Source organism: Kitasatospora sp. NPDC032121, from assembly GCF_055580145.1.
Window position 1 is genome coordinate 814,838 of the sequence record NZ_JBVILX010000001.1, and the last position, 15,776, is coordinate 830,613.

The 15,776-nt window shown below is 72.7% G+C and carries 14 protein-coding genes; 5 read left to right on the plus strand and 9 right to left on the minus strand.

Annotated features, from left to right (window positions below):
• Positions 1-57: 57 nt before the first annotated feature.
• Together ACZ5OX_RS03725 and ACZ5OX_RS03730 are read right to left on the minus strand one after the other, a co-directional pair.
• Positions 58-1,155 carry a PP2C family protein-serine/threonine phosphatase gene (locus ACZ5OX_RS03725; RefSeq protein WP_465628571.1) on the minus strand — a complete coding sequence of 366 codons (1,098 nt, stop codon included), beginning with the start codon at positions 1,153-1,155 and terminating at the stop codon, positions 58-60.
• Positions 1,156-1,332: 177 nt separating this feature from the next.
• Positions 1,333-2,550, minus strand: a complete 1,218-nt coding sequence (locus ACZ5OX_RS03730) for a cytochrome P450 (RefSeq protein WP_465628572.1) — start codon at positions 2,548-2,550, stop codon at positions 1,333-1,335.
• Between the two features lie 176 nt (positions 2,551-2,726).
• Here ACZ5OX_RS03730 and ACZ5OX_RS03735 point away from each other — a divergent pair, with 176 nt between their 5' ends.
• Positions 2,727-3,083 carry an arsenate reductase family protein gene (locus tag ACZ5OX_RS03735; RefSeq protein ID WP_449790779.1) on the plus strand — a complete coding sequence of 119 codons (357 nt, stop codon included), beginning with the start codon at positions 2,727-2,729 and terminating at the stop codon, positions 3,081-3,083.
• A gap of 26 nt (positions 3,084-3,109) precedes the next feature.
• Here ACZ5OX_RS03735 and ACZ5OX_RS03740 read toward each other — a convergent pair whose 3' ends face one another.
• Entirely contained in the window at positions 3,110-3,580 is a 471-nt protein-coding gene (locus ACZ5OX_RS03740; protein WP_449790780.1) for a pyridoxamine 5'-phosphate oxidase family protein, read from the minus strand.
• Positions 3,581-3,715: 135 nt separating this feature from the next.
• Here ACZ5OX_RS03740 and ACZ5OX_RS03745 point away from each other — a divergent pair, with 135 nt between their 5' ends.
• Both ACZ5OX_RS03745 and ACZ5OX_RS03750 read left to right on the plus strand, forming a co-directional pair.
• The gene (locus tag ACZ5OX_RS03745; RefSeq protein WP_465628573.1) at positions 3,716-4,264 is read left to right on the plus strand and encodes a DUF1697 domain-containing protein; all 549 of its coding nucleotides are present in this window, start codon (positions 3,716-3,718) and stop codon (positions 4,262-4,264) included.
• Positions 4,265-4,472: 208 nt separating this feature from the next.
• Positions 4,473-5,036, plus strand: coding sequence for an FHA domain-containing protein (locus ACZ5OX_RS03750; RefSeq protein ID WP_465628574.1), 564 nt, complete (start codon positions 4,473-4,475; stop codon positions 5,034-5,036).
• Between the two features lie 48 nt (positions 5,037-5,084).
• Here ACZ5OX_RS03750 and ACZ5OX_RS03755 read toward each other — a convergent pair whose 3' ends face one another.
• A complete protein-coding gene (locus ACZ5OX_RS03755; RefSeq protein WP_465628575.1) occupies positions 5,085-6,047 on the minus strand; it encodes a DUF1152 domain-containing protein in 963 nt (320 codons plus the stop codon).
• A gap of 70 nt (positions 6,048-6,117) precedes the next feature.
• Between ACZ5OX_RS03755 and ACZ5OX_RS03760 the strand changes: the two genes are divergently transcribed.
• Positions 6,118-6,711 carry a DUF6891 domain-containing protein gene (locus tag ACZ5OX_RS03760; RefSeq protein ID WP_449790783.1) on the plus strand — a complete coding sequence of 198 codons (594 nt, stop codon included), beginning with the start codon at positions 6,118-6,120 and terminating at the stop codon, positions 6,709-6,711.
• A 50-nt stretch (positions 6,712-6,761) separates the two neighbouring features.
• Here the strand turns inward: ACZ5OX_RS03760 and ACZ5OX_RS03765 are convergent, their stop codons facing one another.
• From ACZ5OX_RS03765 to ACZ5OX_RS03775, 3 genes are all read right to left on the minus strand, one after another.
• Positions 6,762-7,199 (minus strand): hypothetical protein, encoded by a 438-nt coding sequence (locus tag ACZ5OX_RS03765; RefSeq protein ID WP_465628576.1) that lies wholly within the window; start codon positions 7,197-7,199, stop codon positions 6,762-6,764.
• Positions 7,200-7,436: 237 nt separating this feature from the next.
• Positions 7,437-8,288 carry a hemerythrin domain-containing protein gene (locus tag ACZ5OX_RS03770; RefSeq protein ID WP_465628577.1) on the minus strand — a complete coding sequence of 284 codons (852 nt, stop codon included), beginning with the start codon at positions 8,286-8,288 and terminating at the stop codon, positions 7,437-7,439.
• A 284-nt stretch (positions 8,289-8,572) separates the two neighbouring features.
• On the minus strand, positions 8,573-9,631 hold the full coding sequence (locus ACZ5OX_RS03775; protein ID WP_465628578.1) for an alpha/beta hydrolase: 1,059 nt from the start codon (positions 9,629-9,631) through the stop codon (positions 8,573-8,575).
• Between the two features lie 435 nt (positions 9,632-10,066).
• On the opposite strand from ACZ5OX_RS03775, the gene ACZ5OX_RS03780 reads away from it, so the two are divergent.
• Positions 10,067-10,822, plus strand: coding sequence for an SDR family oxidoreductase (locus tag ACZ5OX_RS03780; protein WP_465628579.1), 756 nt, complete (start codon positions 10,067-10,069; stop codon positions 10,820-10,822).
• Positions 10,823-10,938: 116 nt separating this feature from the next.
• Here ACZ5OX_RS03780 and ACZ5OX_RS03785 read toward each other — a convergent pair whose 3' ends face one another.
• Entirely contained in the window at positions 10,939-12,675 is a 1,737-nt protein-coding gene (locus ACZ5OX_RS03785; protein ID WP_465628580.1) for a carbohydrate-binding module family 20 domain-containing protein, read from the minus strand.
• Between the two features lie 289 nt (positions 12,676-12,964).
• Positions 12,965-15,292 carry a M4 family metallopeptidase gene (locus ACZ5OX_RS03790; RefSeq protein WP_465628581.1) on the minus strand — a complete coding sequence of 776 codons (2,328 nt, stop codon included), beginning with the start codon at positions 15,290-15,292 and terminating at the stop codon, positions 12,965-12,967.
• Positions 15,293-15,776 lie beyond the last annotated feature (484 nt).

Consider the following 15,776-nt stretch of genomic DNA (forward strand, 5'->3'; position numbering starts at 1 on the left):
CGGACCCGTCCGGGTGACGGGGGGAGGAACGGGGAGAGGAACGGGGAGAGGCCTCGCCTACGGGGCGTCCGGGGTGAGGGCGAGGACGGCGAGGTCGTCGGCCAGGAGGCCGGCGTAGCGGTGGACGTCCTGGGCCAGGAAGGAGACCACCCGGTCGGGGGCGGTGCTGCCGAGGGCGGCGAGGCGGGGGGCCAGCGGATAGAAGGCGCCGGTGGTGTCGCGGGCCTCGCTGACGCCGTCGGTGTAGAGCAGGACGGTGTGGCCCGGCGGCAGCGCGACGGCGATCGCCTTGCTGCGCTCGTCGGCGGGGCCGAGGTGGCCGAGGCCGAGCGGGAGCTCGTCGGCGCAGGACACCGGGGATATGCCGCCTCCGCCGAGGAGCAGCGGCCTGGTGTGGCCGCGGTTGACGATCTCCACGCAGTCCGAGCCGGGCCGGTACTGGAGCAGGACGGCGGTGACGAACAGCTCGTCGTCGCCGCGGTCGGCGGCGTCGCGCAGCACCGCGCGGTCCAGCTGGTCGGCCAGTTCGACCAGCCCGGGGGTGTCGTACGCGGCCGCCCTGAACGCGCCGAGGACGTCGGCGACGGTGCGGACGGCGCCCAGGCCCTTGCCGCGGACGTCGCCGAGCAGCACCCGTACGCCGAAGCGGGTGTCGCACACCTCGTACAGGTCGCCGCCGACCAGCACGTCGGCCTGGGCCGGGCGGTAGAGGCCGGACAGCCGTAGCCCGCCGGTCCGCTCGGGCACCGGGCGCAGCACGGTGCGCTGCAGGGTCTCGGCGACCGTGCGGGCCTGGATCAGGTTGCGGTTCTGCCGGGTGCGCTGCCAGGACAGCGCGGTGCCCATGACGCCGGAGATCAGGGTGGTGATGTAGATCCAGACGTGGTGCTGCTCGGAGATGTGGTCCATGCGCAGCGCCAGGAGGAGCTGGAGCGCCAGCGAGCCGACCGTGGTGACGGCGGTCAGCACCGGACCGTAGCTGAACGCGGCCACCGCGGGCAGCGCGGTCAGCAGGAAGCCGGCGGCGACGGCCTGCGGGACGACGGCCTCGGCGATCAGGTCCAGCACCAGCAGGATCGCCGGCAGCCAGGGCACCCATCGCGGCACCTCGGGCTGCGGCGCCGCGGGGCGCGGCGGGCGGGGTGCTGTGGGCACGGTGGGGACCTCCTGGCAGGTGGCCGTTCCGGGTGATCGGTCCGGATTGGCCGCTTTCATCCCCCATGATCTCCCACGAACGGCAGCGCCACGAACGGCCGAACGTCCCGCCCGCCGGGGTCGGAGGAGCTCATTCCGGTCCCGGCGGCCGCTGGTCGGCGGACCCTCGGCGGACCCTCAGCGGACGGTCACCGGCAGGGTCTCGAAGCCGCGCAGCACCAGGCGGTCGCGCCGGGTGGGGACGCCGCCGGGGGCGAGCCGGGGGAAGCGGTCGAGCAGCGCGGGCACCGCGACCTCGGCCTCCAGCCGGGCCAGCTGGGAGCCCAGGCAGAAGTGGGCGCCGCCACCGAAGCTGAGCGGCTGGCTGTCGGTGCGGGTCGGGTCGAACACCTCGGGGCGCTCGTACCGGGCCGGGTCGTGGTTGGCCGAGCCGATCAGCAGGGTCACCCCGTGGCCGGGCGGGATCGGCACGCCGTCGATGACCAGGCCCTCGGCCAGCGCGACCCGACCGCTGACCTGGACCGGCGCGTCGAAGCGCAGCACCTCGTCGGTGAAGCCGGCCGGGGTGATCGCGCCGCTGCGCAGCCCGGCGACCACCTCGGGGCGGTGGAACAGCAGGTTCAGGCCGTTGCCGAGCAGGTTGGTGGTGGTCTCGAAGCCGGCCACCAGCAGCAGCACCAGGTTGGCCAGCAGTTCCTCGGCGGAGAGCCGCTCGTCGTCGGCGGCCGCGATCCGGGCCAGGTCGGTGACCAGGTCGTCCTGCGGACGGGCCAGGCGCTCGGCGGCCAGCTCGGTGAAGTAGCGGGTCAGCTCGTCGGCGGCCTTGTCGGCGTCGGTCAGCTCGTCCAGGTCCTGGACGAACTCCAGGGCGACGGTCAGGTCGGAGGCGAGGCCGCGGAAGCGGTAGCGGTCCTGCTCGGGCACGCCGAGCAGCTCGCAGATCACCCCGACCGGCAGCCGGAAGGCGAAGGCGTCCATGAAGTCCACCGGCGAGCCGTCGGCGCCCTGCTCGGCCATCTCGTCCAGCAGCCGGTCGACCGCCGCCTCCACGGCCGGGCGCAGCGCGGCGACCCTGCGGGCGGTGAACACCGAGGCGATCAGCGAGCGGACCCGGGGCTGGTCGGGGGCGTTGCGCTGGAGGATCGAGCGGCCGAACAGGACCAGCGAGGAGTGCTCCGTGTAGCCGGGGGTGAGGCCGGCCAGCATCTCGGCGGTCGCGACGCCGAAGGCGGGCATGCGCAGCACCTTGTTGGCCGCGGCGTAGCCGCTCACCATGAACATGCCGTTCCCGATCGGGACCACCGGCCCCAGCTCGCGGGCCTTGGCGTACAGCGGGTACGGGTCGGCCGTGCCCTCCGTGGTCATCAGCTGCTCGATGATCGCCGCGCCGTCCATCCGGTGTTCCCCTCCACGAGATCAGGCTTCCCGCATGGTCAACCTCCGGTGGACGCAGTGGAGTTCCCGTACGGCTCGGACCGTGCACGACAGGTGGGGCGCGCCGCGGCCGCCGGACGCGGGCGGCTCGCGCGGCGGGACGGGCCGGACGCGGGCGGCTCGATAGGGTGGCCGGCATGGAGATCTGGATCAACCCGCGGTGCGGCAAGTGCCGGACCGCGCTCGGCGAGCTGGACCGCGCCGGGGTCGAGTACACCGTGCGGCGCTACCTGGAGGAGCCGCCGACCGCGGCCGAGCTGGTGCGGGTGCTGGAGCGCCTGGGCCTGGAGCCGTGGGACATCACCCGCACCGACGAGCAGGCCGCCAAGGACCTGGGGATGAAGGACTGGCCCCGGGAAGCGGGTGAGCGGGACCGCTGGATCGCGGCGATGGCCGAGCACCCGATCCTGATCCAGCGCCCGATCATCACCGCGGACGACGGTCACGCCGTCGTGGCCCGCACCCCCGAGGCCCTCAAGTCCGTCCTGCCGTAGGGCGGTTGCCGGCGGACCGGCGCCGGTCAGTGGCGCTGGATCCGCTCCACCGGCCGGCCCGGGTGCCAGTTGTGGACGAGCAGGTGGTCGCCCTCCACGGTGGTGTGCACCACCTGGTCGAGCTCCAGCCGGAACGCGTGGAACGGGGTGGGCGGCGGTTCGGGCAGATCGGCGGCGAAGGCGGCGAGTTCGGTCTCGTCGGCGACCTCCACCGCTCGGCCGGACACCTTGGAGTCCCCGCCGGCCATGGTCTCGTCCCCCGGGTGCGCGTGCAGCGCGAACCGGGCGTCGCGCCGGAGGTCGCGCGCCTTGACCGCGCCGTACATCGACCCGATCCACAGGTCGGCGCCGACGAAGTCGACCTCCGTTCCGCTCACCCGGGGCGATCCGTCCTTGCGCAGCGTCGCCAGGACGTGGTGCTTGTTCGCCTCGAACCGGGCCCGGACCAGCGGCGCCAGATCGGGGGCCTCGTGCTCGAAATCCTGCCAGGTAGCCATGGCGCCAGTCTGGCACCCGGCACCGACGGCCGCCGTCCGCGGACCACCCGGACGGGCGCGCGGGGGGAGAGCGGGCAGGAGCGGACGGACAGGGGGCGCCGGACCGTTGTCGGTGGCCGGTGCCAGACTGGCGGGGTGACCACCACGACCACGTACATCGCCTTCCTGCGCGCCATCAACGTCGCCGGACGGACGGTGCGGATGGAGCGGCTGCGGGCGCTCTTCTCCGAGCTCGGGCTGGGCGGCGTCCGCTCCTACATCCAGAGCGGCAACGTCTTCTTCACCACCGACGAGCAGGACCGCGCGGCGCTGACCGGACGGATCGAGGAGCACCTGGAGGAGGCGCTCGGGTACCCGGTGCCGGTGCTGCTGCGGACGGTGGACGAGGTGGCCGGCCTGCTCGCCGCCGAGCCGTTCCGGGGCGTCGAGGTGACGCCGGACGTCCGGCTGGTCGTCGCCTTCCTCTCCGAGCCGCTGCCGGCCGACCTCGCCCTCCCCCACCGCTCGCCGAAGGGCGACGTCGAGGTGCTCGGCGCCGATCCGGGGGCCGCGTACGTCGTGATCCACCTCCAGGACGGCAAGTGGGTCACCAAGGACATGTTCGGCAAGGCCTACCGGGGCGCGGTCACCTCCCGTTTCCTGCACACCACCGAGAAGATCCTGGCCGCCGCCCGCAAGGGCTGACGGCCCGTACGGCCGCCCCGAACCGGCCGGCACGGCACGGCACCCGGGAACCGGCCGTACGGCACCCGGGAGCGGAGCCGGCCGCACGCCCCGAGCGCGCGGAACCGCCCGGCGGGAAAGGGCGTCTGGACTGCCGTGACGTACGAACCCCGCGCCCGGGCACCGCGCGATCTGGACAGCCGGAGTCGGCCGCGCCGAGAATTCGGCCATGACGCCTCCTGAACTCCCCACCGGCGCGGGCGGGCCGACCGGCGCGGTCCGCCCCTCCGACGCCGAGCGGGAGCAGGCACTCGGGGCGCTGCGGGACGGCGCGGGCAGCGGGCGGCTCTCGCACGACACCTTCCTCGGCCGGATGGACATCGTCCTGCAGGCCACCAGCCGTGGCGAGTTGGACGCGGCGGTGGCCGGGCTGCCGACCGGCGGACCGGTCGAGCGCTTCGTGCTGCGCACGGTCGGGCGGGTGTCCGCCCTCGGCGACCGGATGGGCCGGGCCTGGCGCACCGAGCGACTGCCCGGGCTGAGCCTGCCCCAGGCCGGGGCCGGGCAGTTGACGATCGGCCGGCTCCCGGGCTCGGGGCTGCGGCTGCACGACGCCTCGGTGTCCCGGAACCACGCGGAGCTGCGGCACGAGCAGGGCGGCTGGGTGCTGTACGACCTCGGCTCGACCAACGGCACCCACGTGAACGGGCGCCGGATAGCGGGTGGCGTACGGGTCCGCCCGGGCGACCAGGTGCGGTTCGGGAACCTGGAGTTCCGGCTCGCCGCGTTCTGACCGGCCCGCCGGCCCGTGCTCCGGACGGGCCCCGCCGCCGCCCCCGCGTCAGTGCGGGAACTGCCGGGGCGGCCGCTGCCGGGGCAGCTCGTCCTGGAACTCCGCGATGACGGTGGCGATCTGGCGGGTCACCACGGTGCGTTCCAGCCGGTCCAGGTACCGGTGCTCGGCGGCCAGCGCCTCGACCGTGACGCCGAAGTAGAGCGTCATCAGCGGATTGACGAAGAGCTGCTCGCCCTTGGTCCGGTCGGTGAAGCGGACGTCCCCGAACTCGCCGCGCAGCGCGGCCGCCACCGAGCCGTTGACGATGCTGGGGTGCTCCGGGAAGGCGGCCCGGGCGTGCTCGACGGCGTCCAGGTAGAGCACCCCCTCCCGGCTGTCGCGCGGAATGGAGAAGGCGCCGAGGTAGCCGCCGGCCCGGTCGATCGCGGCGAGGTTCTCCAGCACCAGGGAGTGGTTGACGCCGTGGTAGGCGTCGATGCCGAAGCCGAGGCAGGCGACCAGCCGCTCGGGCACCTCGGTCAGGCCGGCCACGGCGCCCAGGCTCGCCATGTCCTCCTCCGGGGTGCCGAGTCCGACCTCGTCGCCGCGCATCAGGATGTCGGTGCCGCCGTCCACCAGCAGGATCGCGTCCACGCCGAGGCGGCCGACCAGCGCACGGTAGGCCTCGCGCAGTGGCTGCACGCCCACCGTCGGGAAGGCCCACACGGTGTCGGGCATCCCGTGCCGGTTCAGCCAGCGGGCCAGGGTGCGCTCCGGGAAGTAGCCCTCGGGAGCGGCGGTGTCCGGTCCGATCCGGGCCACGTCGGGCTCCGCCCAGACGTCGAGGGGCAGGCCGTAGAGGTGGGTGAAGGAGAGGTTGGCCAGGTGCACCTCCTTGCCGGCGGCCCGCAGGGCGAGGGCGATCGGCAGCCCGGCGTACACGTCGAAGCCCCCGCCGGCTCCGGCGACCAGGACGCGCTCGGCGGCCAGCAGCCGGGTGATCAGCGGCGGTTGCAGCAGAGAGGTCACCGGCGGACGGTAGCAGGGCGACCGCGCCGGCCGCCCTCGGATTGTCAGTGGCGGGTGCGAGGATGCGGACATGACCGAGGAGACGGTTCTCACCCCCGACGTGCTGCGCGACGCCCAGGAGCGGGCCCGCGAGTTGATCCGGTGCGGCTTCCAGGAGCCGGACGAGATAGCCGAGTCCCTGGTCGATGACCTCGACGACCAGGGGCTGACGCAGGAGGAGGCGGAGCGGATCGTCGCTCCGCTGTGGACGGAGCGGCTGGCCGAGCAGGCGGCCTGGCCGGAGACCACCGAGGTGGACCGACTGGCGGACGCCTTCGACGCGCTGGAGGACCAGGGCATCGTCGCGGCGATGGACTTCACCTGCTGCGCGGGCTGCGGCTACGCGGAGATCGGCGGCGAGGCCGCGGCGGACTCGGTCGGCTTCGTCTTCTTCCACCAGCAGGACACCGAGGCGGCGGCCGCCGGGCGGGGGCTGATGCTGCGTTACGGCGGCTTCCGCGCAGAGGAGGAGAGCACCGCGGCCTCGGAGTGCCGGACGCTGGAGGTCGGGCGGGCGGTGGTCGCCGCACTGGAGGCGGTCGGGCTTCCGGTGGAGTGGGACGGCTCGCCGCACACGGCGATCCGGGTCGCCCCGCTGGAGTGGCTCAACCGCCTGCCGGAGTAGGCGCCGGGGAGCGCTTCGTCGGTGTCGGGAGCCTGCGGTCGAGGCCGGGGTCAGTCCCGCTCGACGTGCAACTCGGCGTAGTGGTCGGCCTTGTTCGTCTTGCGCAGGGTGATCCTGACGCTGTTGACGGAGGTCTCGGAGTCCATGGCGGCGGTCTTCTTCCGGTCGCCGATGGTCACCTCGGCCGAGTCGTCGGTGACGTGGCCGACGGTCATCTCCATCGGGTTGTCGCCGCCGAAGACCTTGACGGTCTTGGTGCCGTCGGCCTTGTCGGTCTTGATGCCGACGGTGCACTTGTGGTCGTCCAGGCAGAGGGCCACGCCGCCCTCGCAGGCGGTCAGTCCGGCGCCGAGCACCAGGACGGCGCCGGCGGCGAGGAACGCGGGGCCGCGCCGGGAGCGGGCGCGGGACCGAGTCCCGAAGTGGGCCCGGAAGCCTGTCCGGGGGCGGGGGCGGTGCGGGTCGGGGGTGCTGCGCGCTGTGGTCATGCCGTCGACGGTAGGGCGGCGGGCGCGGCCCGCCATCGACCGCCGGCGTGACGCCTTCCCTGGCACGGCCCGGAGCGTCCGGGGCGCCTGGACCCCGAGTGCGATGGGTCGAATCCCCTAGGGGACGTGGGGAGTTGAGGTTCCACCCGATTCCCACGGCTTCTGGCACATGCCGGAGGCCTGTGCTGGAGGCTCGTGCCACGCGCGTAGATCAACGGCCGGCGAAAGTTCCCCGGATCAGTCGGTGACGCTCCCCAGGCCGATGCTCCCGATGCTCCCGACGCTCCCGACACTTCCGACGCCGCCGACCGCCGCGACGCTGCCGACCGGACCGTCCGCCGGCCCCCACAGCGGCGAGGTGCAGCGCTGGTAGGTCGCGTGCCAGTGCGGCCAGCTGCGGGCCACGTCGTCGTCGCACTCGGCCAGCAGCCGCTCGACCAGCACCGGCTCCACACCCTCCAGCAACCAGACCAGCGCGTCCGCGACGCCCGGGCCGTCGGCCAGGCGCAGCAGGTCCAGCAGCTCGCCCAGCCCGCCGAGTCGGGAGCCCTCGGCGACCACCCGCTCCATCCGGGGCAGCAGCTGCCGCTCCTCGATCCGCAGGTGGGTCTCCAGCCGGGCGGCCAGGTCCTCCATCGCGTACGCGACCGGCCAGGCGCTGCCGGTGTCCCGGCTGGCTATCCGCACCAGCGTGGTGACCCGGGTGAAGGAGTGGTCCAGGTTGTGGTGGTCGTCCTCCAGCCAGTTGAGCAGCAGCCGCAGCTCGGGCGCGAAGCGGCGCACGATCGGCCAGAGCCGGGTGTCCTGCTGCTCGTGGTGGCAGGTGAGCATCGCGGTGACGAAGTTCCAGTGCCGCAGCAGCGCCTCGCCCTTGTCGTCCTCGTCGGGCTGGAGCAGTCGCAGCGCGTTGGGCAGCCGGGCGAGGTCCCGGCGCAGTGCGGCGTGCACCAGGCGCAGCCCGGCGAACCGCAGGGTGGCCGGTTCCTCGTCCGCGGCCCGTCCGTACACGTCCGCACCCAGGGGGACGGCTCCGGACTGGCCCTGCACGGGCACGGTGGGGACGGGCTGGGGCACCAGGTGGATCGGCATGGCACTCTCTTCACGGCTTGGGGCACGGCGGGTGGTGGCGGCCGGTGGAGGACCGCCCCAGCCAAGGTGCTGGCAGTCGATCAGAAGCGAATCAATGTCCGATTGACGCGCAGGTCACGGGCCTGTGGACGAGCCTCGGCCCCGGACGGAAAACAGCGGGGGACAGCGGGAAACAGTGGGAGACGGAGGGGAGATCCGCCGGAAAGCAGGACCGCCGGCACCGGGAGCGCCGAATGCGCCCCGGCACCGGCGGCGGCAGGTGCGAACGGGTGGGAGCCGGGGCCTCAGTCGGACTCCGGAGGCGCCAGGTGGGCGGTGAGCCAGACCAGGGTGTCCGGGATCATCTTCTTGAAGTCCGAGGTCAGGTGCTTGCCACCGGGCTGCTCGTAGTACTCGATCTTCACCGGCGCGACCGCCTTGGCCACCCAGCTCTTGACCACCTTGGTCTCGTACGGGTTGGCGCCGCCCGCGGTGACCAGCATGCTCACGTCGGCCTTGCCCTGGGCGACCAGCACGTCCGGGTTGTTGGCCGCGCGCTCGGCGTCGTGGCCCTTCCACAGCCCCGAGTCCGGGATGAAGTAGCCGTCGATCGGCACCGCGGCCTTGTAGACCTGCGGGTACTGGAGGGCGAGCTTGGCGCTGCAGAAGCCGCCGGTGGAGGCGCCCATCACGCCCCAGCCGTCGCGGCCCTTCACGGTGCGGAAGTTGGCGCGGACGAAGTCCGGGATGTCCTCGGCCATCCAGGTGCCCATCTTGGGCTGGCCCGGTATGTCGGAGCAGTCCAGCGCGTTCTTCTCGTCGCCGTTGAAGTTCTGCACCGGCATGACCATGATGAACGGGTGGGACTTGCCCTCCTTGACCAGGCGCTCGTTCTCCTCCTGGATCGGCAGCTGGTTGTCGGTCCAGGTGTTGTAGCCGTTGCTCTGGCCGCCGGCGAACAGGGTGAGCACGGGGAAGCCGGTCTTGGCGAACTTGGGGTCGTTGTACTCGGGCGGCAGCCAGACCCAGACCTGCCCGGTGACGCCGGACTTCGCGCCGGTCACCTTGGTCATCATGATCGGGCCGGCGGAGGTGTCCCGAACCTTGTTGAGAGCGGCGGCGGGCCCGGTGGGCATCAGCACCTTGCCGGCGGCGGTCGGGGTCGCGCTGCCGGTCGTGGCCGGGCTGGTGCCGGCGGCGCTCGGGCTGCCGGCCGAGCTGCTGCCGCCGGCCGGGGTGGCGTTCGCCGCGGCGCCGCCCCCCTTCCCACCGCCGGAACTCCCGCAGGCCGCGAGCGAGGCGGCCAGGGCGAGCACGGCGGCGCCGGACAGGACGGCGCGGGAACGGGACGACTGCCTAAGCACGGTGAGGACTCTCCGACCGATGTCGCGCCCGGTCCGTCTGGCCGGGCGGCGGCCCCCCGGTGGGGCCGGACAGACCCGGGGGCACAGCGATGGCACGTCCCCCGGAGCGATGGCGCGCCGCCCCTCGCGGGGGTGCGCCTTCCTGCGATCTTATGACGTAGGCCGGGGCGGCCCGGTTGCGAGGTCGCCACCGGAAATCCAATGTTTGTTCGCGATCGGGTAAAGACCCTCACCGGTCCCCCCGACCGGCGGGGGCCGGACGGCGGGGGTGGCCCGTCCGACCCCCGCCGGGCCGTCCGGATTTCGGGGGCTTTGCCCGGTGACGGACGGCCCGGCGGTCCGCGAGGATCCACAGGACACGCCCGACACGGGCCCGGGGCACGCCGGCGCGCGAGGCCCCGGGACCGACCGGGAACTGCCATCGAGGAGGGTTCCATGAAGGGTGCCGCGAAGCCGCGGATCGCCGTCGTCACCGGAGCCGGGAGCGGCGTCGGCCGGGCCGTGGCCGTCGAACTGGCCGCGGCCGGCTGGCGGACGGTGCTGGCCGGCCGGCGGCCCGGGCCGCTGCGGGAGACCGCCGGGCTCTGCGCCGCCCCGGCCGACGTGGTGCCGACCGACGTCACCGACCCGGCCGCGGTGGACGCGCTGTTCGCCGCGGCCTCCGGGCGCCACGGCCGGGTGGACCTGCTGTTCAACAACGCCGGCGCCTTCGGCCCGGCCGTCCCGGTGGAGGAGCTGGCGGTCGAGGACTGGCGGGCGGTGGTCGACCTCAACCTGACCGGCGCCTTCCTCTGCGCCCGGGCCGCGTTCCGGCAGATGAGGGCGCAGGATCCGCAGGGCGGCCGGATCATCAACAACGGCTCGATCTCCGCGCACGTCCCGCGCCCGCACTCGATCGCCTACACCGCGACAAAGCACGCCGTCACCGGTCTGACCAAGTCGCTGTCGCTGGACGGCCGCCCGTACCGGATCGCCTGCGGTCAGATCGACATCGGCAACGCGGCGACCGACATGACCGCCGCGATGGGCTCGGGCGCGCGGCAGGCGGACGGCCGGATCGCCCCCGAGCCGACCATGGACGTCGCCGACGTGGCGCGCACCGTACGGCACATGGCCGGGCTGCCGCTGGAGGCCAACGTGCAGTTCGCCACCGTGATGGCGACGGCCATGCCGTACATCGGGCGGGGGTGACGGACGGCTCCGCCACCCCCGCCCGTCGTCGCCGCCACCCGCCCCCGGGAGCGGCGGCGAGGGGGATCCCCGCCGGAACGGCCGGCGGGGATCCGGGACGCCCCGGAGGCCGGGCCTCACGGCCGCCAGGTGTCGTTCAGCGTGACCGTCCCGCCCGAGGGCACCGTCGCCGTCCGGTTGGCGCCGGACTCCCAGGTCACCGCGCCGCTCGCGTCCTTGCGGACGTACTTGTACTGGAAGGACGTGCCGGCCGGCAGCGACAGCGCCAGCGACCAGACCGGGTAGCCGGCCGAGGAGAGCGGCAGTGCCTTCGCCGGGTCCCAGGCGCCGAGCGCCGCCGCGTCGCCGACCACGTAGATGTTCTGCCCGGGCGAGGTGGTCGCGTTGACGTTGAACGAGGCGGCGGAGACGCTCGCGCCGGACTGGACGTACAGCGCGACCGCGTCGCCCGCGCCGACCGTCGCGGTGAACTGCCCGTTGGCGCCCACCTGGTACGTCGGCCCGGTGCAGCCGCCGCCCGCCTGCGGGTCGCCGTGCTGGACGTCGCAGTAGGTGCCGGCCGGCAGCCCGGTCTGGAAGGTCCGGGTGATCGCGCCGCTCTCGTGGTTGATCGCCACGTAGCCCCTGTTGCCGCGGCCGAAGGCGATCGCGTTGTTGCCGTTGGACCACCAGTCGGTCACCCCGGTGCCCGCGACCGCGTTGCGGAAGCCGACCATGTTGGCGACCTGCCGCCAGGCGTGGGTGCAGTTCCAGCCGTCCTGGTAGCAGGCGTTGACGGTGCCGCCGTTCGGCGGGCCGTCGTCCTTGTTGGTGAAGGAGTAGCCGGAGTAGACGTTGGGGGCGCCGTACGGCGAGGCCAGCAGGAAGACGTTGGCCAGCGTGTAGGTGTTGCCGTAGGTGTAGTTGAGGGTGGAGCCGTTGCGCTCGGTGTCCCAGTTGTCGACGAAGCCGCGCGCCTGGCCGCTCGGCAGATAGCCCCAGGAGGCGCCCCAGCCGCTGAGGTTGGCGAGCTTGTCGGCGGTGAACATCCGCTTGAGGTCCATGCCGACCCGGAACTCGTCCACGTCGCCGGTGCCGGTGTACTCGGTGGGCTGGACCGGCTCGCCGGCGCCGTAGATGACCTCCTGGACCCAGTAGGCCTTGGGGTTGGCCATCTTGGCCTTGATCGCGGCGAGGTCGGCGGCGGCGATGTGCTTCGCCGCGTCGATCCGGTAGCCGTCGACGCCGAGCGAGGCCAGGTCGTCCAGGTAGTGCGCGATGGTGGTCTGGACGTACGTGCTGGCGGTGTCGAGGTCGGAGAGGCCCTCCAGCTCGCAGTTCTGGACGTTGCCGCGGTCCTGGTAGTTGGTGATCGGCTGGCGGCAGGTGTGGAAGTCCTGGTTCTGGTACGTGCCCGGGTAGTTGTACTTGGTGTACGCGGTGCCGCCGGTGCCGGTGCCGGAGCCCGCCGACATGTGGTTGACCACCGCGTCGGCGATCACCTTGACGCCGGCCGCGTGGCAGGTGGCGACCATGTTCTTGAAGGACGTGCGGTCGCCGAGCCGCCCGGCGATCTTGTAGCTGACCGGCTGGTAGGAGGTCCACCACTGCGCGCCCTGGATGTGCTCCTGCGGCGGGGAGACCTCGACGAAGCCGTAGCCCTTGGGTCCGAGGGTGGAGGTGCAGGCCTGGGCCACGGAGTCGAAGCGCCACTCGAAGAGGGTGGCGGTGACGTCCTTGCCGTTGCCGGCGGGCGGGGCGGCCTGGGCGGTGGGGGCGCCGAGGGCGGTGCCGAGCGAGAGCGCGAGCGCCGCCGAGGCGGCGAGCGCACCGGCCGCGCGGGCGGGCCGGCGGGCGGGGGCGGTGGTGACCACGTCGTCTCCTGGGGGGTGGCTGGGGTGGGGCAGCCGAAGGGGGCGAAGTCTGCAGGGATTTTCTGTAACTTGCCGGAAACTTGCAGCGCTGAACCTAGAGGCGCCCGGAGGGACCGTCAAGACCCCGGCACGACAGGGACCCTGGTCCGACGACACCCGCACGACAAGGGCCCCCGGCACGACAGGACCCTGGTCCGACGACACCCCGGCACGACAAGGGCCCGGCAGCCGTAGCCACCGGGCCCCTCACCTGTCCTGGTTCACCGGCCCGTCAGGAGCCGGTCCCGGCTCAGCCGGTCTGGACGGAGGTGTCGTCGATCACGAAGCTGGTCTGGAGCGAGGCGTCCTCGGTCCCGGCGAACTTCACCGTGACCGTCTGGCCCGCGTAGGACGACAGGTCGAAGGTGCGCTGCTGGTAGCCCGCCGCGGCGTCCACGTTGGAGTAGGTCTTCAGCGTGGTGCCGTTGACCGACACGGTCAGCTTGTCGTACGCGGTGCTGCCCGACTCGGCGGTGTCGATGTGCAGCCAGAAGCTCAGCGTCGCCTTGCAGCCCGCCGGGATGGTCACCGTCTGCGACAGCGAGTCCGAGTGGGTGGAGCCGTAGCCGTTCAGCCACGCCTTCCAGGAGCCGCTGTGGGCCGCCTGGGAGGTGCTGCTGTCGATCACGCCGCTGGACGCCGTCCACGGGGTGGCCGTACCGGTCTCGAAGCCCTCGTTGCCCAGCAGCTGCGCCGGGGTGCAGCCACCGCCACCGGTCGAGACGGTCCAGGTGAAGCTGGTGCTGCCGGTCTTGCCGGCCGAGTCCTTCGCGGTGACGGTCACGTTGTAGGTGCCCGCGGTGGAGGCGGTACCGGTGATCGCGCCGGAGGAGGAGATCGACAGGCCGGTGGGCAGGCCGGTCGCGGTGTAGGTCAGCGGGGCGGTGCCGCCGGTGGCGCTGATCTGGAGGTTGACCGCGCCGCCCACGGCGGTGGACTGGTTGCCCGGGTTGGTGACGGTCACGCCGCCGGAGGGCGCCGTGCCGACGTTGACGCCCGCCCAGGCGGTGCTGACCGCGGTCAGCTCGGCGCTGCCGGCACCGTACAGGTCGGTGGCCGCCTTCTCCGTCGCGGTGCGCGCCGCGGCGTAGTTGGTGCTGGAGGTCATGTAGGTGGTCAGGGCGCGGTACCAGACGGCCGCCGCCTTGTCCCGGCCGATGCCGGTGACCGTGATGTTGCCCTGGGTCGGCGAGTCGTAGCTGACGCCGTTGATGACCTTCGCGCCGCTGCCCTCGGAGAGCAGGTAGAAGAAGTGGTTGGCGACGCCGGACGAGTAGTGGACGTCCTTGTTGCCGACGGTGGACGACCAGTAGTCGGCCGAGGCGCCGTCCTTGGACGGCTTGTCCATGTAGCGCAGCGGGGTGCCATTCCCGTTGATGTTGATCAACTCACCGATCAGGTAGTCGGGGTTGTCGGTCGGGATGTTGGCGGAGAACTCGACCATGGTGCCGAAGATGTCCGAGGTGGCCTCGTTGAGGCCGCCGGACTCACCGGAGTAGGTCAGGTTGGCGGTGGCCGCGGTGACGCCGTGGCTCATCTCGTGGCCCGCGACGTCCAGTTCGGTGAGCGGCGCGGTGTTGTTGCTGCCGTCTCCGTACGTCATGCAGAAGCAGGAGTCGTCCCAGAACGCGTTCACGTAGTTGTTGCCGTAGTGGACGCGGCTGTAGGCGCCGACACCGTCGTTGCGGATGCCGTTGCGGCCGAAGGTGTTCTTGTAGTAGTCCCAGGTGGCCGCGACGCCGAAGTGGGCGTCGACCGCGGCGGACTCGCCGTTGTTGACGGTGCCGTCGCCCCAGGTGTCGGTGGACTTGCTGTACAGCGTGCCGGTGCCCGAGGTCCCGTGGTTCAGGTTGGTGGTGTACATCCCGCCGCGGGCGGAGTCCTTCATCTGGTACGTCGAACCCGACTGGGTGGTGCCGATGGTGACGTTGCCGACGAAGACGCCCTTGCCGGAGCCGGTCTCGATGCCGTCCCACTGCTGGATGACCTGGCCGCTGGTGGCGTCGGTGACGACGTGCATCTTGCTCGGGGTGCCGTCGGACTTGGTGGAGGAGACGACGGTCTCCCAGGCCAGCCGGGGGCTGTTGTCGGCGGCCCAGACCACCAGGCGCGGCGCGGTGTCGACCGCGGTGCCCGACTCGGCGGCGAGCGCGGCGCTCTGCGCGGCCGGCGCGGCCAGCTTCGGCGTGGTGCTGACACCGCTCAGCGAGGCGGTGCTGGCCCGGTCAACGCTCTTGGTCGCACCGGTGGGCGCCTGGTGCACCACCAGGTCCCCGCCCAGGACGGGCAGTCCGTTGAGGGTGCGCTCGTACCGCAGGTGGCGGGTGCCGTCCGCGTCCTGGATGACGTCCTTGGTGACCAGCTTCTCCTCGCCGCTCAGGCCCAGGCTCTGGGCGAGGGTGGCGGTCTGCTGGTTCGCGACGGAGATCAGCTGGGCGCGGCTGGCCTGCTGGGCCGCGACGGCGGCCGGCGCGTCCGGGGTGGCCGCCTGGGCGATCACCGGGAACCCGGTGACCAGCAGCGCGGTGGAGGCGGCCATGACAACCGCCGCCTTCCGGGCGTGAGCGTAACGGGACATGCGGACTCCTTTTCCGACCGGCGCTGGGTCGCGCACGGTGGAGAGAAAACCTGGGCCGCGGTTGCGGCGCAGTGGGGGCCCCCGCCGGGTGCGACGGGAGTGCGGGATGCGGTGCTCACAACTCGTTGCAGGGTCGGGACGCGCTGCACCTGAACTGGAACAGCTGCACCGGGGGGTGGGGCCCCCTCGTCTACAGCCGGGGGAATCGTGGCAGCAAACGAGCCGTTAATGACAGATGCATGCCACGGATTGGCCGATTCATTACCGAAACCGTATGCAGGCCGGTTCGTCAGTTGTGTTACCCCGCGACGAACTCGTGAACACGGTTTTCATGCCCCGAACAAAGTTCGATCACTGCCGGATGTCGGTGACCAGCACTCAGGTCCGCTTCCCCCGGCGACGGGTGGCCGACAGCGCCCGGCAGACCCGGCACGTCACAGTTCCGGCCGTGCCATCGACGGTTTCCGGCCAGAGTGCGTCCGGA

Excerpts from the sequence above, each read along its gene's own strand:
- ACZ5OX_RS03770 (WP_465628577.1), bottom strand. The coding sequence starts at position 8,288 with ATGCCGATCCACCTGGTGCCCCAGCCCGTCCCCACCGTGCCCGTGCAG.
- ACZ5OX_RS03780 (WP_465628579.1), top strand. The coding sequence starts at position 10,067 with ATGAAGGGTGCCGCGAAGCCGCGGATCGCCGTCGTCACCGGAGCCGGG.
- ACZ5OX_RS03760 (WP_449790783.1), top strand. The coding sequence starts at position 6,118 with ATGACCGAGGAGACGGTTCTCACCCCCGACGTGCTGCGCGACGCCCAG.
- ACZ5OX_RS03735 (WP_449790779.1), top strand. The coding sequence starts at position 2,727 with ATGGAGATCTGGATCAACCCGCGGTGCGGCAAGTGCCGGACCGCGCTC.
- ACZ5OX_RS03740 (WP_449790780.1), bottom strand. The coding sequence starts at position 3,580 with ATGGCTACCTGGCAGGATTTCGAGCACGAGGCCCCCGATCTGGCGCCG.
- ACZ5OX_RS03750 (WP_465628574.1), top strand. The coding sequence starts at position 4,473 with ATGACGCCTCCTGAACTCCCCACCGGCGCGGGCGGGCCGACCGGCGCG.
- ACZ5OX_RS03765 (WP_465628576.1), bottom strand. The coding sequence starts at position 7,199 with ATGACCACAGCGCGCAGCACCCCCGACCCGCACCGCCCCCGCCCCCGG.
- ACZ5OX_RS03730 (WP_465628572.1), bottom strand. The coding sequence starts at position 2,550 with ATGGACGGCGCGGCGATCATCGAGCAGCTGATGACCACGGAGGGCACG.
- ACZ5OX_RS03790 (WP_465628581.1), bottom strand. The coding sequence starts at position 15,292 with ATGTCCCGTTACGCTCACGCCCGGAAGGCGGCGGTTGTCATGGCCGCC.